At 63.1% G+C, this 16,859-nt stretch carries 11 protein-coding genes; 6 read left to right on the top strand and 5 right to left on the bottom strand.

Annotated features, from left to right (window positions below; translation table 11 throughout):
* The first annotated feature begins 68 nt into the window (after positions 1-68).
* The 5 genes from HX803_RS15010 to nagE are packed head-to-tail and all read left to right on the top strand — an operon-like array spanning position 69 to position 7,230.
* On the top strand, positions 69-827 hold the full coding sequence (locus tag HX803_RS15010; RefSeq protein WP_178921661.1) for a GntR family transcriptional regulator: 759 nt from the start codon (positions 69-71) through the stop codon (positions 825-827).
* Positions 828-837: 10 nt separating this feature from the next.
* Positions 838-1,944 (top strand): N-acetylglucosamine-6-phosphate deacetylase, encoded by a 1,107-nt coding sequence (gene nagA / locus HX803_RS15005; RefSeq protein WP_178921659.1) that lies wholly within the window; start codon positions 838-840, stop codon positions 1,942-1,944.
* A complete protein-coding gene (locus HX803_RS15000; RefSeq protein WP_178921842.1) occupies positions 1,937-2,947 on the top strand; it encodes an SIS domain-containing protein in 1,011 nt (336 codons plus the stop codon). The genes nagA and HX803_RS15000 overlap by 8 nt, the downstream gene beginning before the upstream one ends.
* 36 nt (positions 2,948-2,983) lie before the next feature.
* Complete coding sequence (gene ptsP / locus HX803_RS14995) at positions 2,984-5,497, top strand: phosphoenolpyruvate--protein phosphotransferase (RefSeq protein WP_178921657.1); 2,514 nt, start codon at positions 2,984-2,986, stop codon at positions 5,495-5,497.
* 26 nt (positions 5,498-5,523) lie between these two features.
* Positions 5,524-7,230, top strand: coding sequence for an N-acetylglucosamine-specific PTS transporter subunit IIBC (gene nagE / locus HX803_RS14990; RefSeq protein WP_178921655.1), 1,707 nt, complete (start codon positions 5,524-5,526; stop codon positions 7,228-7,230).
* 104 nt (positions 7,231-7,334) lie between these two features.
* Here nagE and HX803_RS32745 read toward each other — a convergent pair whose 3' ends face one another.
* The 3 genes from HX803_RS32745 to purL form a co-directional block, all read right to left on the bottom strand.
* Positions 7,335-7,628: a DUF6124 family protein gene (locus HX803_RS32745; RefSeq protein ID WP_256732867.1), complete on the bottom strand. Its 294-nt coding sequence runs from the start codon at positions 7,626-7,628 to the stop codon at positions 7,335-7,337.
* Positions 7,629-7,790: 162 nt separating this feature from the next.
* Positions 7,791-8,102, bottom strand: a complete 312-nt coding sequence (locus tag HX803_RS14985) for an NIF3 1 (protein ID WP_016971954.1) — start codon at positions 8,100-8,102, stop codon at positions 7,791-7,793.
* Positions 8,103-8,106: 4 nt separating this feature from the next.
* Positions 8,107-12,003, bottom strand: coding sequence for a phosphoribosylformylglycinamidine synthase (gene purL, locus HX803_RS14980; RefSeq protein ID WP_178921840.1), 3,897 nt, complete (start codon positions 12,001-12,003; stop codon positions 8,107-8,109).
* A gap of 287 nt (positions 12,004-12,290) precedes the next feature.
* Here purL and mltF point away from each other — a divergent pair, with 287 nt between their 5' ends.
* On the top strand, positions 12,291-13,751 hold the full coding sequence (mltF, locus tag HX803_RS14975; protein WP_178921653.1) for a membrane-bound lytic murein transglycosylase MltF: 1,461 nt from the start codon (positions 12,291-12,293) through the stop codon (positions 13,749-13,751).
* Positions 13,752-13,874: 123 nt separating this feature from the next.
* On the opposite strand, the gene HX803_RS14970 is transcribed toward mltF, so the two are convergent.
* Complete coding sequence (locus tag HX803_RS14970; protein WP_178921651.1) at positions 13,875-14,153, bottom strand: PTS transporter subunit EIIB; 279 nt, start codon at positions 14,151-14,153, stop codon at positions 13,875-13,877.
* Positions 14,154-14,155: 2 nt separating this feature from the next.
* Complete coding sequence (gene ptsP / locus HX803_RS14965) at positions 14,156-16,681, bottom strand: phosphoenolpyruvate--protein phosphotransferase (protein ID WP_178921648.1); 2,526 nt, start codon at positions 16,679-16,681, stop codon at positions 14,156-14,158.
* Between the last annotated feature and the right edge of the window lie 178 nt (positions 16,682-16,859).

Here is a 16,859-nt window from a genome sequence, read left to right as displayed (position 1 = left end):
TAAGTGGTATTAATTTCCGGCCCATACCGGGCGACAACACTCCAATAACCGCATCGGAACCCTGAACGATGAACCCGATACTGGCCTTACGCCCTGACGACAAACAATCCACGCCGCTGTACCTGCAATTGGCGCGCAAGCTGGAAGCGGCTATCCATGCCGGCCAGTGGACGTCCGAACAGGCGCTACCGTCGGAGCGCGTGCTCAGCGAGCAGTTGAGCATTTCTCGGGTCACCGCCCGCAAGGCACTGGAAGTGCTGTTCGACCAAGGCTTGATCCGCCGCAGCCAAGGCTCGGGCACCTTTATCACGCCACGCCTGGAACAACCCTTGTCGCGTCTGTCGGGCTTCAGCGAGATGTTGCGCCTCAAGGGCTTCGTGCCCAGCTCCCAATGGCTTGAACGCGACATCACCCCGCCGACCCACGAAGAACTGATCCGCCTGTGCCTGTCCACCAGCGACAAAGTGGCCCGGCTCAAACGCCTGCGCAAAGCCGATGACACGGTGATGGCCATTGAAATGACCGTGGTCCCCGCCTCGGTGCTGCCGCAACCCCAGGCCCTGGGCAGTTCGCTGTACGAATACTTTGAAAGCATCGGCAAGCCCATCGTCCGCGCCCTGCAGCATGTGCAGGCGATCAACGCTTCGGACGAGTTCGCGCGCCTGGTGGGCATCGCCCCCGGCACCGCGATGCTGCTGATGACGCGGGTCGGCTATACCGCCGACAACACGCCGATTGAAATCACCGACACCTACTGCCGCAACGACTACTACGACTTCGTCGCAGAGCTGCGCCGCCACGACTATTCCGCTGAACTGCGAATTTAGAGAACTGCCCATGTCCGAAGACAACATCCTCACGCCCAGCGGCTGGATTCGCGGCCACCTGGTGCACGCGCACGGCAAGGTCGTCGCCATCGAAGGCACACCGTGCGACCCGGCTGAAAACGACTTGCCCTATCTGCTGCCAGGCTTCATCGACCTGCACGTGCACGGCGGTGGCGGTGCGGACATCATGGAAGGCGCGATAGCCTTCGAGACCATCACCCGCACCCACGTGCGTTTTGGTACCACCTCCCTGCTGGCCACCACCATGACCGCGCCGGTGGAGGAAATCTCCCGCGTGCTCGGCCAACTCGGCAGCTTCTGCGAACAGCGCCCTGCCGGCAGCGCTCGCGTACTCGGCGTGCACCTGGAAGGCCCTTACATCAATCCAGGCAAGCTCGGCGCCCAACCCAACTTCGCCCACACCGCGCTGATGGCAGAAGTGGAAGCCTACCTGCGCCTGGCGCCGATCCGCGTCATTACCATCGCGCCGGAAATCGCCGGCCATGACGCCCTGATCCGCGCCCTCAGCGAACGCGGCGTGCGCATGCAGATCGGCCATACCCTGGGCAGCTATGAAGAAGGTGTCGCCGCGATGGCCGCCGGGGCCACCAGCTTCACCCATTTATACAACGCCATGAGCCCGCTGCATCACCGCGAACCCGGCATCGTCGGCGCGGCGTTGGCCCATGCCAAATACGCGGAATTGATCCCCGACTTGCTGCACGTGCACCCCGGTGCGATGCGCGTGGCCCTGCGCTCGATCCCGTGCCTGTATTGCGTCACCGATTCCACCGCCGCCGCCGGCATGCCCGACGGTGAATACAAGCTGGGCAGCCACACCGTGACCAAATGCCTGGGCGGCGTACGACTGGCCGACGGCACCCTGGCCGGCAGCACGCTGACCATGGACCAGGCGCTGCGCAACCTGGTGAAGATCGGCCTGCCCATCAGCGAAGCCTCACAACGCCTGTCGCAATTTCCTGCGGACTACCTGGGCCTGGAAGAACGCGGCCGCCTGCAACCGGGCAGTTTTGCCGACTGCGTGCGCCTGGACCGCTCCCTGACACTCACCGACGTAATGGTCGAAGGAGAAACCATTGACTTCAAAAATGCTTGAAGAGGCCCTGGCCTCCTGTGACGCCGTCGCGGCCCAACTGCAACGCCTGGACCCGCTGCTGGAAGAAATCGCCGGCCGCCTGCGCCGCCAGCCGCCGCAAGTGGCGATGACCATCGCCCGTGGCAGCTCTGACCATGCCGCCAGCTACTTCGCCTACCTGACCATGCAGCATGTGGGTGTGCCAGTGGCGTCATTGCCGATGTCGGTGGTGACCTTGCTGCAAGCGCCGTTGAAGGTCAGTGGGCAGGTAGCGTTTGGTTTCTCTCAATCGGGGCAAAGCCCGGACCTGGTCAACAGTCTGCGCCTGCTGCGCAAACGCGGCGTGCTGAGCATTTCCATGGTCAACGCCGAAGACTCGCCGCTGGAAGCCGCCTGCGAATTCCATGTGCCGCTGTGCGCCGGGCCGGAACACAGCGTCGCGGCCACCAAGAGCTTTATCGCCACCCTCAGCGCCAGCGCGCAGTTGATCGGCCACTGGAACCAGGAAGCCGAGTTGCTGCAAGCCTGCCGCGCCCTGCCCGATGACCTGCGCGCCGCGGCCAAGCAGGATTGGAGCCGTGCCATCGAAGCCTTGCGCGGTTGCCAGCAACTGATGGTGATCGGCCGTGGCGCCGGGTTTGCCATCGCCCAGGAAGCCGCGCTCAAGCTCAAGGAAACCTCGGCGATCCAGGCCGAAGCCTTCAGCAGCGCCGAAGTGCGTCATGGCCCCATGGCCTTGATCGACAAGAACTACCCACTGCTGGTGTTCGCCCCACGCGGCGCCGAGCAAGCCGGTCTGTTGAGCCTGGCGGCCGACATGCGCCAACGCGGTGCCCGCGTCTTGCTGGCCGCACCCGACGATATCGCCGAACGCGACCTGACCTTGAGCCGCGCCGAACACCCGAGCCTGGACCCGATCCTGGCGATCCAGAGCTTCTACGTGATGGCCGCCGGTTTGGCGCACGCCCGGGGCATGGACCCGGACCAACCGCGCCACCTGAGCAAAGTCACCCGCACTCACTGAGTCGATTGCCGTGTTTTCCTGATGAGTACCGTGCCCATGTCCAACAACAATAATGCATTGACCCTCAGCGCCCCGTTAAGCGGGCCGCTGCTGACCCTGGGCAACGTTCCCGATGAAGTGTTCGCCAGTGGCGCCATGGGCGACGGCATTGCCATCGACCCGCTGAACGATTGCCTGCACGCGCCCTGCGACGGTGTGATCATCCACGTCGCACGTACCGGCCATGCACTGACGATCCGCGCCGAGAACGGTGCCGAAGTGCTCATGCACGTGGGCATCGACACGGTTGAACTCAATGGCGAAGGCTTCGCCTTGCTGGTCAAGGACGGCGCCCGGGTGAGCAAGGGCCAGGCCCTGGTGCAGTTTGACCTGGACCGCATTGCGCGCCAGTGCAAGAGCCTGGTCAGCCTGATCATCCTGACCAACGGCGAGCGATTTGAGCTGCGGCCGGTTGCCGGGAACAGCGTCAAGGTCGGCGAGCCGTTGTTGCAGATCGTGACGCGCTCGACGGCGCAGGCCCAGGCGACTGTGGATAACTCGGTCGCTGAAGCCAGCGCCCGTGTGCGCATCACTCACCGTGGTGGCTTGCATGCACGCCCAGCCGCCTTGGTGCGCAAGACCGCCCAGGATTTTAGCAGCCAGGCGTGGTTGCACTACGGCGATAAATCCGCCTCGTGCGACAGCTTGATCGGCTTGATGGGCCTGGGCATTGGCGAAGGCGATGAGGTGCGCGTGACCTGTCGCGGCAAAGACGCCGACGGCGCCGTGCAAGCATTGGTCGCCGCCTTGTCCGCCGCTATCAAAGAAGAACACCACGCCCCCGTCGCCGCCGTTGCGCCACGCAAGGCCAGTACCGAAGCCGGCGTGTTGCAAGGCGTATGCGCCGCACCGGGATTGGTCTGCGGGCCGCTGTTCCGCCTGACCGGCATTGAACTGCCCGCCGACACCGGCAACCACGCCGCCGATGAACAACTGCAACGCCTGGACACCGCGCTGGAGCAAGTGCGCAGCGAGATCCGCAAGACCCTGGACCACGCCCGCCAGCGCAAGAATGTCGAGGAAGAGGACATCTTCGCCGCCCACCTTGCCCTGCTGGAAGACCCCAACCTGCTGGAAGCCGCGACCGGTTCAATCGAACAAGGCAGCGCAGCGACGCACGCCTGGCGCGATGCCATCCAGGCACAGTGCGCGGTATTGCTGGCCCTGGGCAAACCGCTGTTTGCCGAGCGCGCCAATGACCTGCGCGACCTGCAACAACGGGTACTGCGCGCACTGCTCGGGGAAGCCTGGCATTTCGAGTTGCCAGCCGGTGCAATCGTCAGCGCCCATGAACTGACCCCGTCCGACCTGTTGCAACTGAGTGCGCAACAAGCCGTCGGCATCTGCATGGCCGAAGGAGGCGCCACGTCCCACGTGGCGATCCTGGCCCGTGGTAAAGGCCTGCCGTGTGTGGTCGCGTTGGGCGCCGAAGTGCTCGATGTGCCCCAGGGCCAACGCGTAGTGCTCGACGCTGCCAACGGCCGCCTGGAACTGGCACCCAGCGAGGCGCGCCACGCCGAGGTGCACCAGATTCGTGATGCACAGAAACTGCGCCGCCAACAGCAACACGCCCAGGCTAAGCAACCGGCACGCACCACCGACGGCGTGACCGTCGAAATCGCCGCGAATGTCGCCTCCAGCGCCGAAGCTCAGGTGGCCTTTGAAAACGGCGCTGATGGCGTTGGCCTGCTGCGCACCGAATTCCTGTTTGTCGACCGCCGCACCGCGCCGGATGAACAGGAACAACGCCAGGCCTATCAAGCCGTGTTGGATGCGATGGGTGACAAGTCGGTGATCATCCGCACCATCGACGTGGGCGGCGACAAACAGCTGGATTACCTGCCGCTGCCCGTCGAGGCCAACCCAGTACTCGGCTTGCGCGGCATTCGCATGGCCCAGGTGCGCCCCGAACTGCTCGATCAGCAACTGCGTGCGCTGCTGCAAGTCAGCCCGCTGGAGCGCTGCCGCATCCTGCTGCCGATGGTCAGTGAAGTGGATGAGTTGCTGCAGATTCGCCAGCGCCTGGATGAACTGTGCGCCGAGCTGGAGCTGACCCAGCGCCCCGAACTGGGCGTGATGATCGAAGTGCCCGCCGCCGCGCTGATGGCCGAACAGTTGGCCAAGCATGCGGACTTCCTGTCCATCGGCACCAATGACCTGTCCCAGTACACCCTGGCCATGGACCGCGACCACGCCGGCCTCGCTGCCCGCGTCGATGCGCTGCACCCGGCGCTGCTACGGCTGATCGCCCAGACCTGTGCCGGTGCAGCCAAGCACGGGCGCTGGGTCGGCGTGTGTGGCGCCCTCGCCTCCGACCCGCTGGCCACGCCGGTGCTGGTGGGCCTGGGCGTCAGCGAGCTGTCGGTGAGCCCGCCGCAGATCGGAGAAATCAAGGACCGCGTCCGCCACTTGGACGCGGCGCAATGCCGGCAACTGAGCCAAGGCCTGCTCGACCTGAGCAGCGCCAAGGCCGTTCGCCAAGCCTGTCAACACCACTGGCCGCTGAGCTGACAACAACAAGAAAAGGGAGACTCGCCATGTACCAACATTTCATCGAAGGCCTGCAACGCCTGGGCCGTGCACTGATGCTGCCGATCGCGATCCTGCCGATCGCCGGCCTCCTATTGCGCCTGGGTGACACTGATCTCTTGAACATCGCGGTGATGCACGACGCGGGGCAAGCGATCTTCGCCAACCTGGCGCTGATCTTCGCCATTGGTATTGCCGTGGGTTTTGCCCGCGACAACAACGGCACCGCGGGCCTGGCCGGGGCAATTGGTTACCTGGTGATGATCTCTACCCTCAAGGTGATGGACAGCACCATCAACATGGGCATGCTCGCCGGTATCGCCAGCGGCCTGATGGCGGGCGGGCTGTACAACCGCTTCAAGGACATCAAGCTGCCGGAGTACCTGGCCTTCTTCGGCGGGCGGCGGTTTGTGCCGATTGTCACCGGTTTCTCGGCGGTTGCACTGGGCGTGATCTTTGGCCTCATCTGGCCGCCGATCCAGCACGGCATCAACAGTTTCGGCGTGCTGCTGATGGAAAGCGGCAGCTTCGGCGCCTTCGTGTTTGGCGTGTTCAACCGCCTGCTGATCGTCACCGGCCTGCACCACATCCTCAACAACATGGCCTGGTTTGTGTTCGGCAGCTTCACCGACCCGGTGACCGGCGCGGTGGTGACGGGTGACCTGACTCGCTACTTCGCTGGCGACCCGAAAGGTGGCCAGTTCATGACGGGCATGTTCCCGGTGATGCTCTTCGGCCTGCCGGCGGCCTGTTTGGCGATGTACCGCAATGCCTTGCCGGAGCGCCGTAAAGTGATGGGCGGGATTTTCCTGTCGATGGCGTTGACCTCGTTTTTGACCGGGGTGACCGAGCCGATTGAATTCGCGTTCATGTTCCTCGCGCCGTTTTTGTATCTGATCCACGCGGTGCTGACCGGCCTGTCGATGGCGGTCACCAATATGCTGAATATCCACCTCGGGTTTACCTTTTCCGGTGGGTTTATCGACATGGTGCTGGGCTGGGGCAAGTCCACCAATGGCTGGCTGGTGTTCCCGGTGGGCTTGGTCTATGCGGTGGTCTACTACAGCGTGTTCAACTACTGCATTCGCCGCTTTAACCTGAAGACACCGGGGCGGGAAGATATCCAGGTGGTGCAGGCTGAGGCGATGAGTAATAACCAGCGCGCCACGGCGTACATCCAGGCCTTGGGCGGTGCAGAGAATCTGCTGAGCGTCGGTGCCTGCACCACGCGCCTGCGGTTGGACATGGTGGATCGCAACAAGGCGGTGGATGCGGAGTTGAAAGCACTCGGCGCCATGGCCGTGGTTCGGCCGGGGAATGGCGGGAGCTTGCAGGTGGTGGTCGGACCGATGGCCGACAGCATTGCCGATGAGATTCGTTTGGCCATGCCGTCGTTTGTGGCCAGCGCGCCTGTTGCGGTTGCGCCTGTGGATAAGCCGGTGGCGGTGAATGTGCAGGAAGCCGAGAAATGGTTGAACGCACTGGGCGGTCGAGGAAATGTGCGCCAGCTCGAAGCCGTGGCGATGACGCGGCTTCGGGTGGAATTGGGGGATGATTCGGTGCTGTCAGAAACCGATCTGACCGCGCTGGGCTGCCAAGGGGTCAGCCAGATGGAAAGCGGCGTTTGGCACCTGTTGATCGGTGACAAGGCCTCGGGATTGAGCGAGGCGTTGGAGCGGTTGGTCAGTGGCCGCCAGATTGGGGCTGGGGCTTAATTGATCCTTGCCTGAACTGGCCACATCGCGGGCAAGCCCGGCTCCCACATTTTTGATCTGTGGATACATTCAAAATGTGGGAGCTGGCTTGCCTGCGATTAGCCTTAACTGGCGACTGGAGTGTTGAGACTAGAAATGTCATTCAAATCCAACACCCTATCCACCATCAACTGGATACCTTCAAGCATACGGTGAACTGCCAGCGCGATCTCTCGTTGGACGCCATCGATCTCAAAGGCCAGGTGCCCCGTCAGAGCCTGTGCCGACGCAATATCCTGGGCGGCATTGGCGAGTAAGGTTTCGCTATCGAGACTGAGCCGTACGGTGAAGAGTTGGTCGGTGGGGTGAGCGTCAGACGGGGGATTTGGGCTGTAGACCCGAAGGTCTCCCGCACACAGCCACCATAAATGGCGACCATGAAAAAGCGCCGCAACTATAAAGGCGCTTGTGACTAACGGGTGAGGTTTCGGCGGGCTTGCTCGCGAATAGGCTCGTAAAGCCAACAAAAAACCCGCTGACCAAACTGGCCCAGCGGGTTTCTTGTTTTTGCAGCGTGCGAATCAGAAATCCGCCAACTGCCACACCTCATACGCCGGTGTCTCGTACGGGTGGCTCAGTTTGAGCGCAGCCACGACAGCCACGATCAACTCATCCGCCACCACCAGCTCAACCTTCCATTCCTCAACCACTTCAACCTGGCCAATCTGCCCGATAAACGGCTGGCTGCCGTCCATCGCGCGGAATTGGCCCTGGCCCAGCACTTGCCAGGCACAGCTGTCGTAGTTGCCGATGCGCCCGCCGCCGGCAGCGAAGACGGCGGTTTTCACCGTCTCCACGTGGCTTGCGGGTACGAAGAAGGCGAGCTTGTACACCGCCTTAGTTCACCCACACGCGGGCGTTGCGGAACATGCGCATCCAGGCGCCGTCTTCGTTCCACTCTTCCGGGCGCCACGAGTTCTGCACGGCGCGGAACACGCGCTCCGGGTGCGGCATCATGATGGTCACGCGGCCGTCGCGGCTGGTAAGGCCGGTGATCCCGCGCGGCGAACCGTTCGGGTTGGCCGGGTAGGTCTCGGTGACCTTGCCGTGGTTGTCGACGAAACGCATGGCCACGCAACCGGACAGGTCGGCTTCCAGCAACGCTTCTTCGCTGGCGAACTCGGCATGGCCTTCACCGTGGGCGATGGCGATCGGCATGCGCGAACCGGCCATGCCTTGCAGGAAGATCGAGTTGGACTCCTGCACCTGTACCATGGCGACACGGGCTTCGAACTGCTCGGAACGGTTGCGCACAAAGTGCGGCCAGAACTCGCTGCCCGGGATCAGTTCGCTGAGGTTGGACATCATCTGGCAACCGTTGCACACACCCAGGGTGAAGCTGTCGTTGCGCTCAAAGAAACCTTGGAACGCGTCGCGGGCACGGCTGTTGAACAGGGCCGATTTGGCCCAGCCTTCACCGGCACCCAGCACGTCGCCGTAGGAGAAACCGCCGCAGGCCACCAGACCTTTGAACTCATTGAGGTCAACGCGACCGGCGAGGATGTCGCTCATGTGCACGTCGATCGCATTGAAGCCGGCGCGGTCGAACGCGGCCGCCATTTCCACCTGGCCGTTGACGCCCTGCTCACGCAGTACGGCAACTTGTGGGCGGATGCCTTTCTTGATGTAGGGCGCGGCAATGTCCTGGTTGACGTCGAAGCTGAGCTTGGTGCTCAGGCCCGGGTTGTCTTCTTCCAGGATCACGTCGAATTCCTGCTCGGCGCAGTCGGCGTTATCACGCAGGCGTTGGATCTGGTAACTGGTTTCAGCCCACTGGCGTTGCAGCAAGCGGCGCTGGCCGGCAAACACGGTATCGCCATTGAACGAGATGTTGATCTCGCCGTTGTTGATCGGCTGGCCGATCACAGCCACGCAATCGTCCAGGCCAGCGGCGCTGAACTGTGCGAGTACGTCTGGCGTTGCGTCCTGGCGAACCTGGATCACCGCACCCAGTTCTTCGTTGAACAGGATGCCGTTGATTTCAGACGCATCCTCGGCAACGCTGTCGAGCACGATGTTCAAGCCGCAGTGACCGGCGAAGGCCATTTCCACGACGCTGGTCAGCAAGCCACCATCGGAACGGTCGTGGTAAGCCAGCAGGTGGCCGTCAGCGTTGAGGCCCTGGATCACCGCGAAGAAGGCTTTTAGGTCTTCGGCGTCATCGACGTCCGGTGCCTGCTTGCCCAACTTGCCATGGGTCTGCGCGAGGATCGAGGCGCCCATGCGGTTCTGGCCACGGCCCAGGTCGATCAGGATCAGGTCGGTGGTGCCCTTGTCCATGCGCAGTTGCGGGGTCAGGGTCTGGCGGATGTCGGTGACCGGCGCAAAACCGGTGACGATCAGCGACAACGGCGAGGTGACGCTCTTGTCCGAACCGTCTTCGTTCCAGCGCGTGGCCATGGACATGGAGTCCTTGCCCACCGGAATGGTCAGGCCCAGCTCAGGGCACAGTTCCATGCCGACCGCTTTAACGGTGTCGTACAGGCGCGCGTCTTCACCCGGGTGACCGGCAGCGGACATCCAGTTGGCCGACAACTTGATGTCGGACAGCTTGCCGATGCGCGACGCCGCGATGTTGGTGAGGGTTTCACCAATGGCCATGCGGCCCGACGCCGGGGCGTCCAGCAGGGCCAGCGGGGTACGCTCGCCCATGGCCATGGCTTCACCGGTGTAGACGTCAAAGCTGGTGGCGGTGACGGCAACGTCAGCCACTGGAACCTGCCATGGGCCAACCATTTGGTCACGGGCAACCAGGCCAGTGATGGTGCGGTCGCCGATGGTGATCAGGAAGCTTTTGCTTGCCACAGCCGGATGGTGCAGCACACGTTCGATGCTGTCGGCCAGTTCCAGTGTGCTTGGGTCAAAGTCGTCGCCCAGCTCGGTTTCACGTACCGCCGAACGGTGCATGCGCGGGGCTTTGCCCAGCAGCACTTCGAGCGGCATGTCCACCGGGCTGTTGCCGAAGTGGCTGTCGGTCACGGTCAGTTGCGGCTCGGCAGTGGCTTCGCCGACCACGGCAAACGGGCAGCGCTCGCGTTCGCAGATGGCCTGGAAGCGCGCGAAGTCTTCTGGGCCGACGGCCAGTACGTAGCGTTCCTGGGATTCGTTGCTCCAGATTTCGTGCGGGGCCATGCCCGGCTCGTCGTTTGGAATGTTGCGCAGTTCGAAACGGCCACCACGGTCACCGTCGTTGACCAGTTCCGGGAAGGCGTTGGACAGACCGCCCGCGCCGACGTCGTGGATGAAGCTGATCGGGTTCTTGTCACCCAACTGCCAGCAACGGTCGATGACTTCCTGGCAGCGACGCTCCATCTCTGGGTTTTCGCGCTGTACGGAAGCAAAGTCCAAGTCTGCCGAGCTGGTGCCGGTGGCCATGGAGGAAGCCGCGCCGCCGCCCAGGCCGATGAGCATCGCCGGGCCGCCGAGCACGATCAGCTTGGAGCCGACCAGGATCTCGCCTTTCTTGACGTGTTCTTCACGGATGTTGCCCATGCCGCCAGCCAGCATGATCGGCTTGTGGTAGCCGCGCACTTCATCGCCACGGGGGGTGGTGATGGACTGTTCGAAGGTACGGAAGTAGCCCGTCAACGCAGGACGGCCGAATTCGTTGTTGAATGCAGCGCCGCCCAGCGGGCCTTCAATCATGATGTCCAGTGCAGTAACGATGCGCTCAGGCTTGCCGTACGGCACTTCCCACGGCTGTTCGAAGCCCGGGATCTGCAGGTTGGACACGGTGAAACCGGTGAGGCCCGCCTTTGGCTTGGCGCCACGGCCGGTGGCACCTTCGTCACGGATTTCGCCACCGGAACCGGTGGCTGCGCCCGGGAACGGGGCAATCGCGGTCGGGTGGTTGTGGGTTTCAACCTTCATCAGGATGTGCACCGGCTCCTGCACCGCGCCGTACTGGCGGGTCTCAGGGTCCGGGAAGAAACGGCCGGCGACGGAGCCGACGATTACCGAGGCGTTGTCCTTATAAGCCGACAGAACGCCTTCGCTGTGCATCACGTAGGTGTTCTTGATCATGCCGAACAGGCTTTTTTCCTGGCTTTCGCCGTCGATGTCCCAACTGGCGTTGAAGATCTTGTGACGGCAGTGCTCGGAGTTGGCCTGGGCGAACATCATCAGTTCGATGTCGTGCGGGTTGCGCTTCAAGCCATTGAAGGCGTTGACCAGGTAGTCGATCTCGTCTTCGGCCAGGGCCAGGCCCAGTTCGGTGTTGGCCTTCTCGAGGGCGGCGCGGCCACCGCCGAGCACGTCAATCGCGGTCAGCGGCTTGGGCTCGGCGTGGCTGAACAGGCCGGCAGCCTGTTCCAGCTGGCTGACGATGATCTGGGTCATGCGGTCGTGCAGGCTGCTGGCGATCAGCTCGGCGTCGGCATCGCTGAACTGGCCGGCGACGTAGAAGGCGATACCCCGCTCCAGGCGCTGGATTTTTTCCAGGCCGCAGTTGCGGGCGATGTCGCTGGCCTTGCTCGACCAGGGCGAGATGGTGCCGAACCGTGGCAGAACCAGGAACAAGCGGCCAGTCGGCTCTTGAACGGGAACGCTTGGGCCGTACTTCAGAAGGCGCGCCAGCACTTGCTGTTCGTCGGCGGTCAATACGCCGGTAACGTCGGCGAAGTGAGCAAATTCAGCGTACAGGCCTGTAACAGCTGGAACCTTCTGGCTCAGTTGCTCAAGGAGTTTGCTGTGGCGAAAGGCAGAAAGGGCAGGAGCGCCGCGCAGGATCAACATCTTCGGGACAGCCTCGGGAAGGGGGTGTGCTTTGAGGCCGTGCATTCTAGCGTAAACCATCGCCAACGGCACCCGAAACGGCACCGGTGGCCGCTGCCGGACGTCAGTTGGCACGGTTTGCACAGTATCGGGGCGTTATCCCGGACATTCCGCGCAGTTATTTTAACCGTCACAATTGCCCGCCAAGCCCCATTTCTGCGGGCTGCAGCACGCTTTTGCGGTGGCTAGCAGACAAGTCCCACGCTGTCGAGATATGGCGCCGTGGGCCGTTTGCGTATACTGCGCAGATGTTCTCCCCTACTGCTTTGCGCCCGCGATGCGCCAAATGGCTCTTCGCCACCGGACTCTTCCTGTTGCTCAGCGCCTGTGTTGATAAACCCAGCACGCTCGAGCGAATCAAGGAGGATGGCGTATTGCGGGTGGTTACCCGTAACAGTCCGGCCACTTATTTCCAGGACCGCAACGGTGAAACCGGTTTCGAATACGAACTGGTCAAGCGTTTTGCCGATGACCTGGGGGTCAAGCTGGAGATCGAGACCGCCGACAACCTTGACGACCTGTTCGGCCAGCTGGGCAAGCCCAACGGCCCGGTACTGGCGGCCGCAGGCCTGGTGAGCAGCGAGCAGCGCCAGCAGCAGGTGCGTTTCTCCCATCCTTACCTGGAAGTGACCCCGCAGATCATCTACCGCAACGGCCAGTCCCGCCCGACCAACGCGGCAGACCTGGTAGGCAAGAAGATCATGGTGCTCAAGGGCAGCACCCACGCCGAGCAACTGGCGGCGCTTAAAAAGCAGAATCCTGCGATTGAATACGAAGAATCCGACGCCGTTGAGGTGGTCGACCTGCTGCGCATGGTGGACGAGGGCCAGATCGACCTGACCCTGGTGGACTCCAACGAAGTGGCGATGAACCAGGTGTACTTCCCCAACGTGCGCGTGGCCTTCGACCTCGGCAACGCCAGCAACCAGAGCTGGGCCGTGGCGGCAGGTGACGACAACAGCCTGCTCAACGAGATCAACAGCTACCTGGACAAGGTCGAGAAGAACGGCACCCTGCAGCGTCTCAAAGACCGCTACTACGGGCATGTCGATGTCCTCGGTTATGTCGGCGCCTATACCTTCGCCCAGCACTTGCAGCAACGCCTGCCCAAGTACGAGAAGCACTTTCGGACCTACGCCAAGGAAGAGAAGGTCGACTGGCGGCTATTGGCAGCCATTGGCTACCAGGAATCGCTGTGGCAACCGGCCGTCACCTCCAAGACCGGCGTGCGCGGCCTGATGATGCTGACCCAGAACACCGCCCAGGCGATGGGCGTGTCCAACCGCCTGGATGCCAAGCAAAGCATCATGGGGGGCGCCAAGTACCTGGCCAAGATCAAGGACGAACTGGACGACAGCATTGCCGAACCGGATCGCACCTGGTTCGCCCTCGCCGCCTACAACGTCGGCACCGGCCACCTCGACGACGCCCGCACCCTGGCCAAGCGCGAAGGCTTGAACCCGAACAAGTGGCTGGACGTGAAGAAGATGCTGCCACGCCTGTCGCAGAAGCAGTGGTACAGCAAGACCCGCTACGGCTACGCGCGGGGTGGTGAGCCGGTGCACTTTGTGGCGAACATCCGGCGTTACTACGACATCCTCACCTGGGTGACCCAGCCGCAGCTGGAAGGCAACCAGGTGGTGGAAGGCAACCTGCATGTGCCGGGCATCGACAAAACCAAGCCGCCGGAAGACAACCCGCAGTTGTAAGAACACTGCAGAACCCATGTGGGAGCGGGCTTGCTCGCGAAAGCGGTGGATCAGTCAGTATATATAGCGACTGACGCTACGCATTCGCGAGCAAGCCCGCTCCCACATTTTGTTCGTGTCGCCTTATAGACCTGTGATCAGGTGTACGACCCCGCCGGCCAACACCATCACACCCGGCACACCGGCTGCCTTCAATGCCTGTTCATCCAACCGCCCCGCATCCTGCAACTGCACCCTCACCCGTGTCAGCGCCACACGCTGCTGCGACTTAAGATTATCCGCCCCCCCCAGCGCGCTCAGCACCCCTGCCGACAACTCATTCTGCACCGGGGCGGCGACCGTCTCGGCAATCAGATCCGGCGTCAGCGCTTTCCAAAACGCTCGCTGCAATTTCTCGAACATGCTCAGTGCTCCAAAACAGATGAGGATTCAACGGTGGCCGCGTGGTATTGGCTCAACGCCTCACGCACTTGGGCGGCTTCTTCCAAGCCCAGGATCTGGCGGGCGATGATATGGCAGTCGGCCAGGTCCAGCTCGCGCACGGTGGCCTTGATGGTCGGGATCAGCGGCACGCTGACCGACAGCTCATCCACGCCCAGCCCGATCAACACCGGCACAGCCAAGGCTTCGGACGCCAACGCGCCGCACACGCCCACCCACTTGCCATGGGCGTGGGCGGCCTTGACCGTGGTGGCGATCAGGCGCAGCACCGCTGGGTGAAAGCTGTCGGCCTGGCTGGCCAGGCGCGGGTGATCGCGGTCCATGGCCAGGGTGTATTGGGTCAGGTCGTTGGTGCCGATGGAGAAGAAATCCACATGGGGTGCAAACACATCGGCCATCAACGCAGCCGAGGGCACCTCGATCATGATGCCCAGCTTCGGCAACTCGTTGAGCCCGAGTGCTGCCGCCTCCTCTTCCAGGATCTTGCGCGCCAAGTGCAGTTCCGACAGCAGGCTGACCATCGGCAGCATGATGTGCAGCCGAGCAAAACCGGCGCTGGCGAGGATGGCGCGAAACTGTTCGCGCAGCAGTTCAGGACGCTCCAGGCACAGGCGAATGCCGCGTAGCCCTAGGAACGGGTTGGTTTCCGCCTCCATGGGCACATAGGCCAATGGCTTGTCGCCGCCGACGTCCAGGGTGCGCACCACCAGGTTGCGCTCGGCGCCCAGGGCGCGGGCGATGGCGGTGTAGGTGCCAGCCTGCTCCTCGGGGCTTGGCGCCCGGTTGCGGTCCAGGTAGAGGAACTCCGAACGCAGCAGGCCGACGCCTTCGCCGCCAAGGGCCAGGGACTGCTCCACCTCTTGCAGCGAGGCGACGTTGGCCGTGACTTCAACGTGATGACCGTCGCGGGTCGTGGCGGGCAAGGATGCCTGGGCGACTTCACGCTGACGGCGCAGCGTCTGCTGTTGGCGCGCCGCTTCAAGCCTCTCGATTTCAGCCAGGTCCGGGTTCAGGTGCAGTTCGCCTTTGTCGGCGTCCAGTAATACCTGTTTGCCGTTGGCCAGCGACAGCACCTGCAGCGATACACCGCAGATGGCGGGCAGGCCGAGGGCCCGGGCGAGGATTGCCACGTGGCTGGTGGCACCGCCGCCGACCGTGACAAAACCCAGCACTTTGCGCGTATCGAGACTGGCGGTTTGTGACGGGGTCAGTTGCTCGGCGATCAGGATCGCGCGCTCCGGTAAATCCCAGGCACTGTCTTGAACGCCAAGGATCAGTTTCAACACACGCTGGCCCACATCGGCCAGGTCTGCCGCCCGTTCAGCGAGCAGTGTATTGCCTAGCGCCTTGAACTGCTCGGCGGTGGCGACCGTGGCGCTGTTCCAGGCAAACGCGGCGCTTTTGCCCTCGGCCAGCAGGCGGTGGGCATGTTCAAGCAGGGTCGGATCTTCGAGCAATTCCTGATGGGCGCGGAAGATCTCGGCCTGGGCGCTGCCGGCGGCCTTGGCTTGCAGGGCTTGCAACGCCTCGGTTGCCGCCAGCAGCCCACGTTGTAGCGCAGCGCGTTCGGCGGCTTCACCGGCGCCCTGTTCAGTGATCGCCAGCTCGGGTTCTACCACCTGAACCACCTGGCCAAAGGCTGAACCCGGCGAAGCACAGACGCCGCGCAGCAAGGTTGCCGACGACACCGCTGCCACCGCTTCGACCGCCTCGGCCACTGCCGCGACCGTCTCCCCGCAACCTTCGACCAGCAGGGTGACGAGCGCCTTGATCGCCGCCTCGGCGTCCTCACCTGCCGCGCTCACCTGCAAGGTGTCGCCGTGCGCAGTTTGCAGCGCCATGATCGCCACCAAGGATTTCGCGTTGGCGCTCTGGGTTTGCTTGTGCAGGTAAATACTCGCGTTAAAGCCTTTGGCCGCCTGGGCAAACACCGCCGCAGGCCGCGCGTGCAACCCGTTGGCATTGGGCAACGTCAGTGGCTTGGAGAACAGTGCGTCGCCCTCCTCTTCATCTGTCGCTTCAATGGCCTCACCCGGAGAAACCTGCATCAGCGGCTGGCCCACTTCCACAAGACCGTTAGCCAACACGGTGAACGGCTCGCCGCTGACCACCAGCACCAGGGTCAACAGGCTGCGGGCATTGAGCGCCACATAGTCGGCATCGAACTCGATCAGCGGTTGGCCCACCGCCACCCGCTGGCCTTCCTGCACCAGCCGGGTGAAGCCCTGGCCAGCCAGGTTCACGGTGTCCAGGCCGATGTGCATCAGGACCTGCACGCCATTGTCATCGGTAACGCTGACCGCATGACCACTGTCCTGGATATTGCTGATCACCCCGGCCAGCGGCGCGCACAGCGTCTGCGACGTGGGGTCGATGCACAGGCCATCGCCGATCAGGCGGCTGGAAAACACCGGATCGGGCACCGTGTCCAGCGCCAGCAGCACACCGGACAGGGGCGCCAGCAGTTCCAGGGGTTGCGTTGCGGTCATGACTTCACCTGCTGTTTTGTTCTGTAAAAATCATTGGCTGGATGCGGATCCTGGGACAACGAAGATCAACTGTGGGAGCGGGCTTGCTCGCGAAGGCGGTGGGTCAGTCAACTTATCCGTGACTGACAGACCGCCTTCGCGAGCAAGCCCGCTCCCACATTAGTCCGCGTATACCCAC

The sequence above is a fragment of the Pseudomonas sp. P7548 genome, assembly GCF_013386585.1.
Lineage (GTDB): Bacteria > Pseudomonadota > Gammaproteobacteria > Pseudomonadales > Pseudomonadaceae > Aquipseudomonas.
The sequence above is the reverse complement of the archived record's forward strand: the minus strand, read 5'-3'. Positions and strand labels throughout refer to the sequence as shown.

Excerpts from the sequence above, each read along its gene's own strand:
- ptsP (WP_178921648.1), bottom strand. The coding sequence starts at position 16,681 with ATGACCGCAACGCAACCCCTGGAACTGCTGGCGCCCCTGTCCGGTGTG.
- nagA (WP_178921659.1), top strand. The coding sequence starts at position 838 with ATGTCCGAAGACAACATCCTCACGCCCAGCGGCTGGATTCGCGGCCAC.
- HX803_RS15010 (WP_178921661.1), top strand. The coding sequence starts at position 69 with ATGAACCCGATACTGGCCTTACGCCCTGACGACAAACAATCCACGCCG.
- purL (WP_178921840.1), bottom strand. The coding sequence starts at position 12,003 with ATGTTGATCCTGCGCGGCGCTCCTGCCCTTTCTGCCTTTCGCCACAGC.
- nagE (WP_178921655.1), top strand. The coding sequence starts at position 5,524 with ATGTACCAACATTTCATCGAAGGCCTGCAACGCCTGGGCCGTGCACTG.
- HX803_RS14970 (WP_178921651.1), bottom strand. The coding sequence starts at position 14,153 with ATGTTCGAGAAATTGCAGCGAGCGTTTTGGAAAGCGCTGACGCCGGAT.
- ptsP (WP_178921657.1), top strand. The coding sequence starts at position 2,984 with ATGTCCAACAACAATAATGCATTGACCCTCAGCGCCCCGTTAAGCGGG.
- HX803_RS15000 (WP_178921842.1), top strand. The coding sequence starts at position 1,937 with ATGCTTGAAGAGGCCCTGGCCTCCTGTGACGCCGTCGCGGCCCAACTG.
- mltF (WP_178921653.1), top strand. The coding sequence starts at position 12,291 with ATGTTCTCCCCTACTGCTTTGCGCCCGCGATGCGCCAAATGGCTCTTC.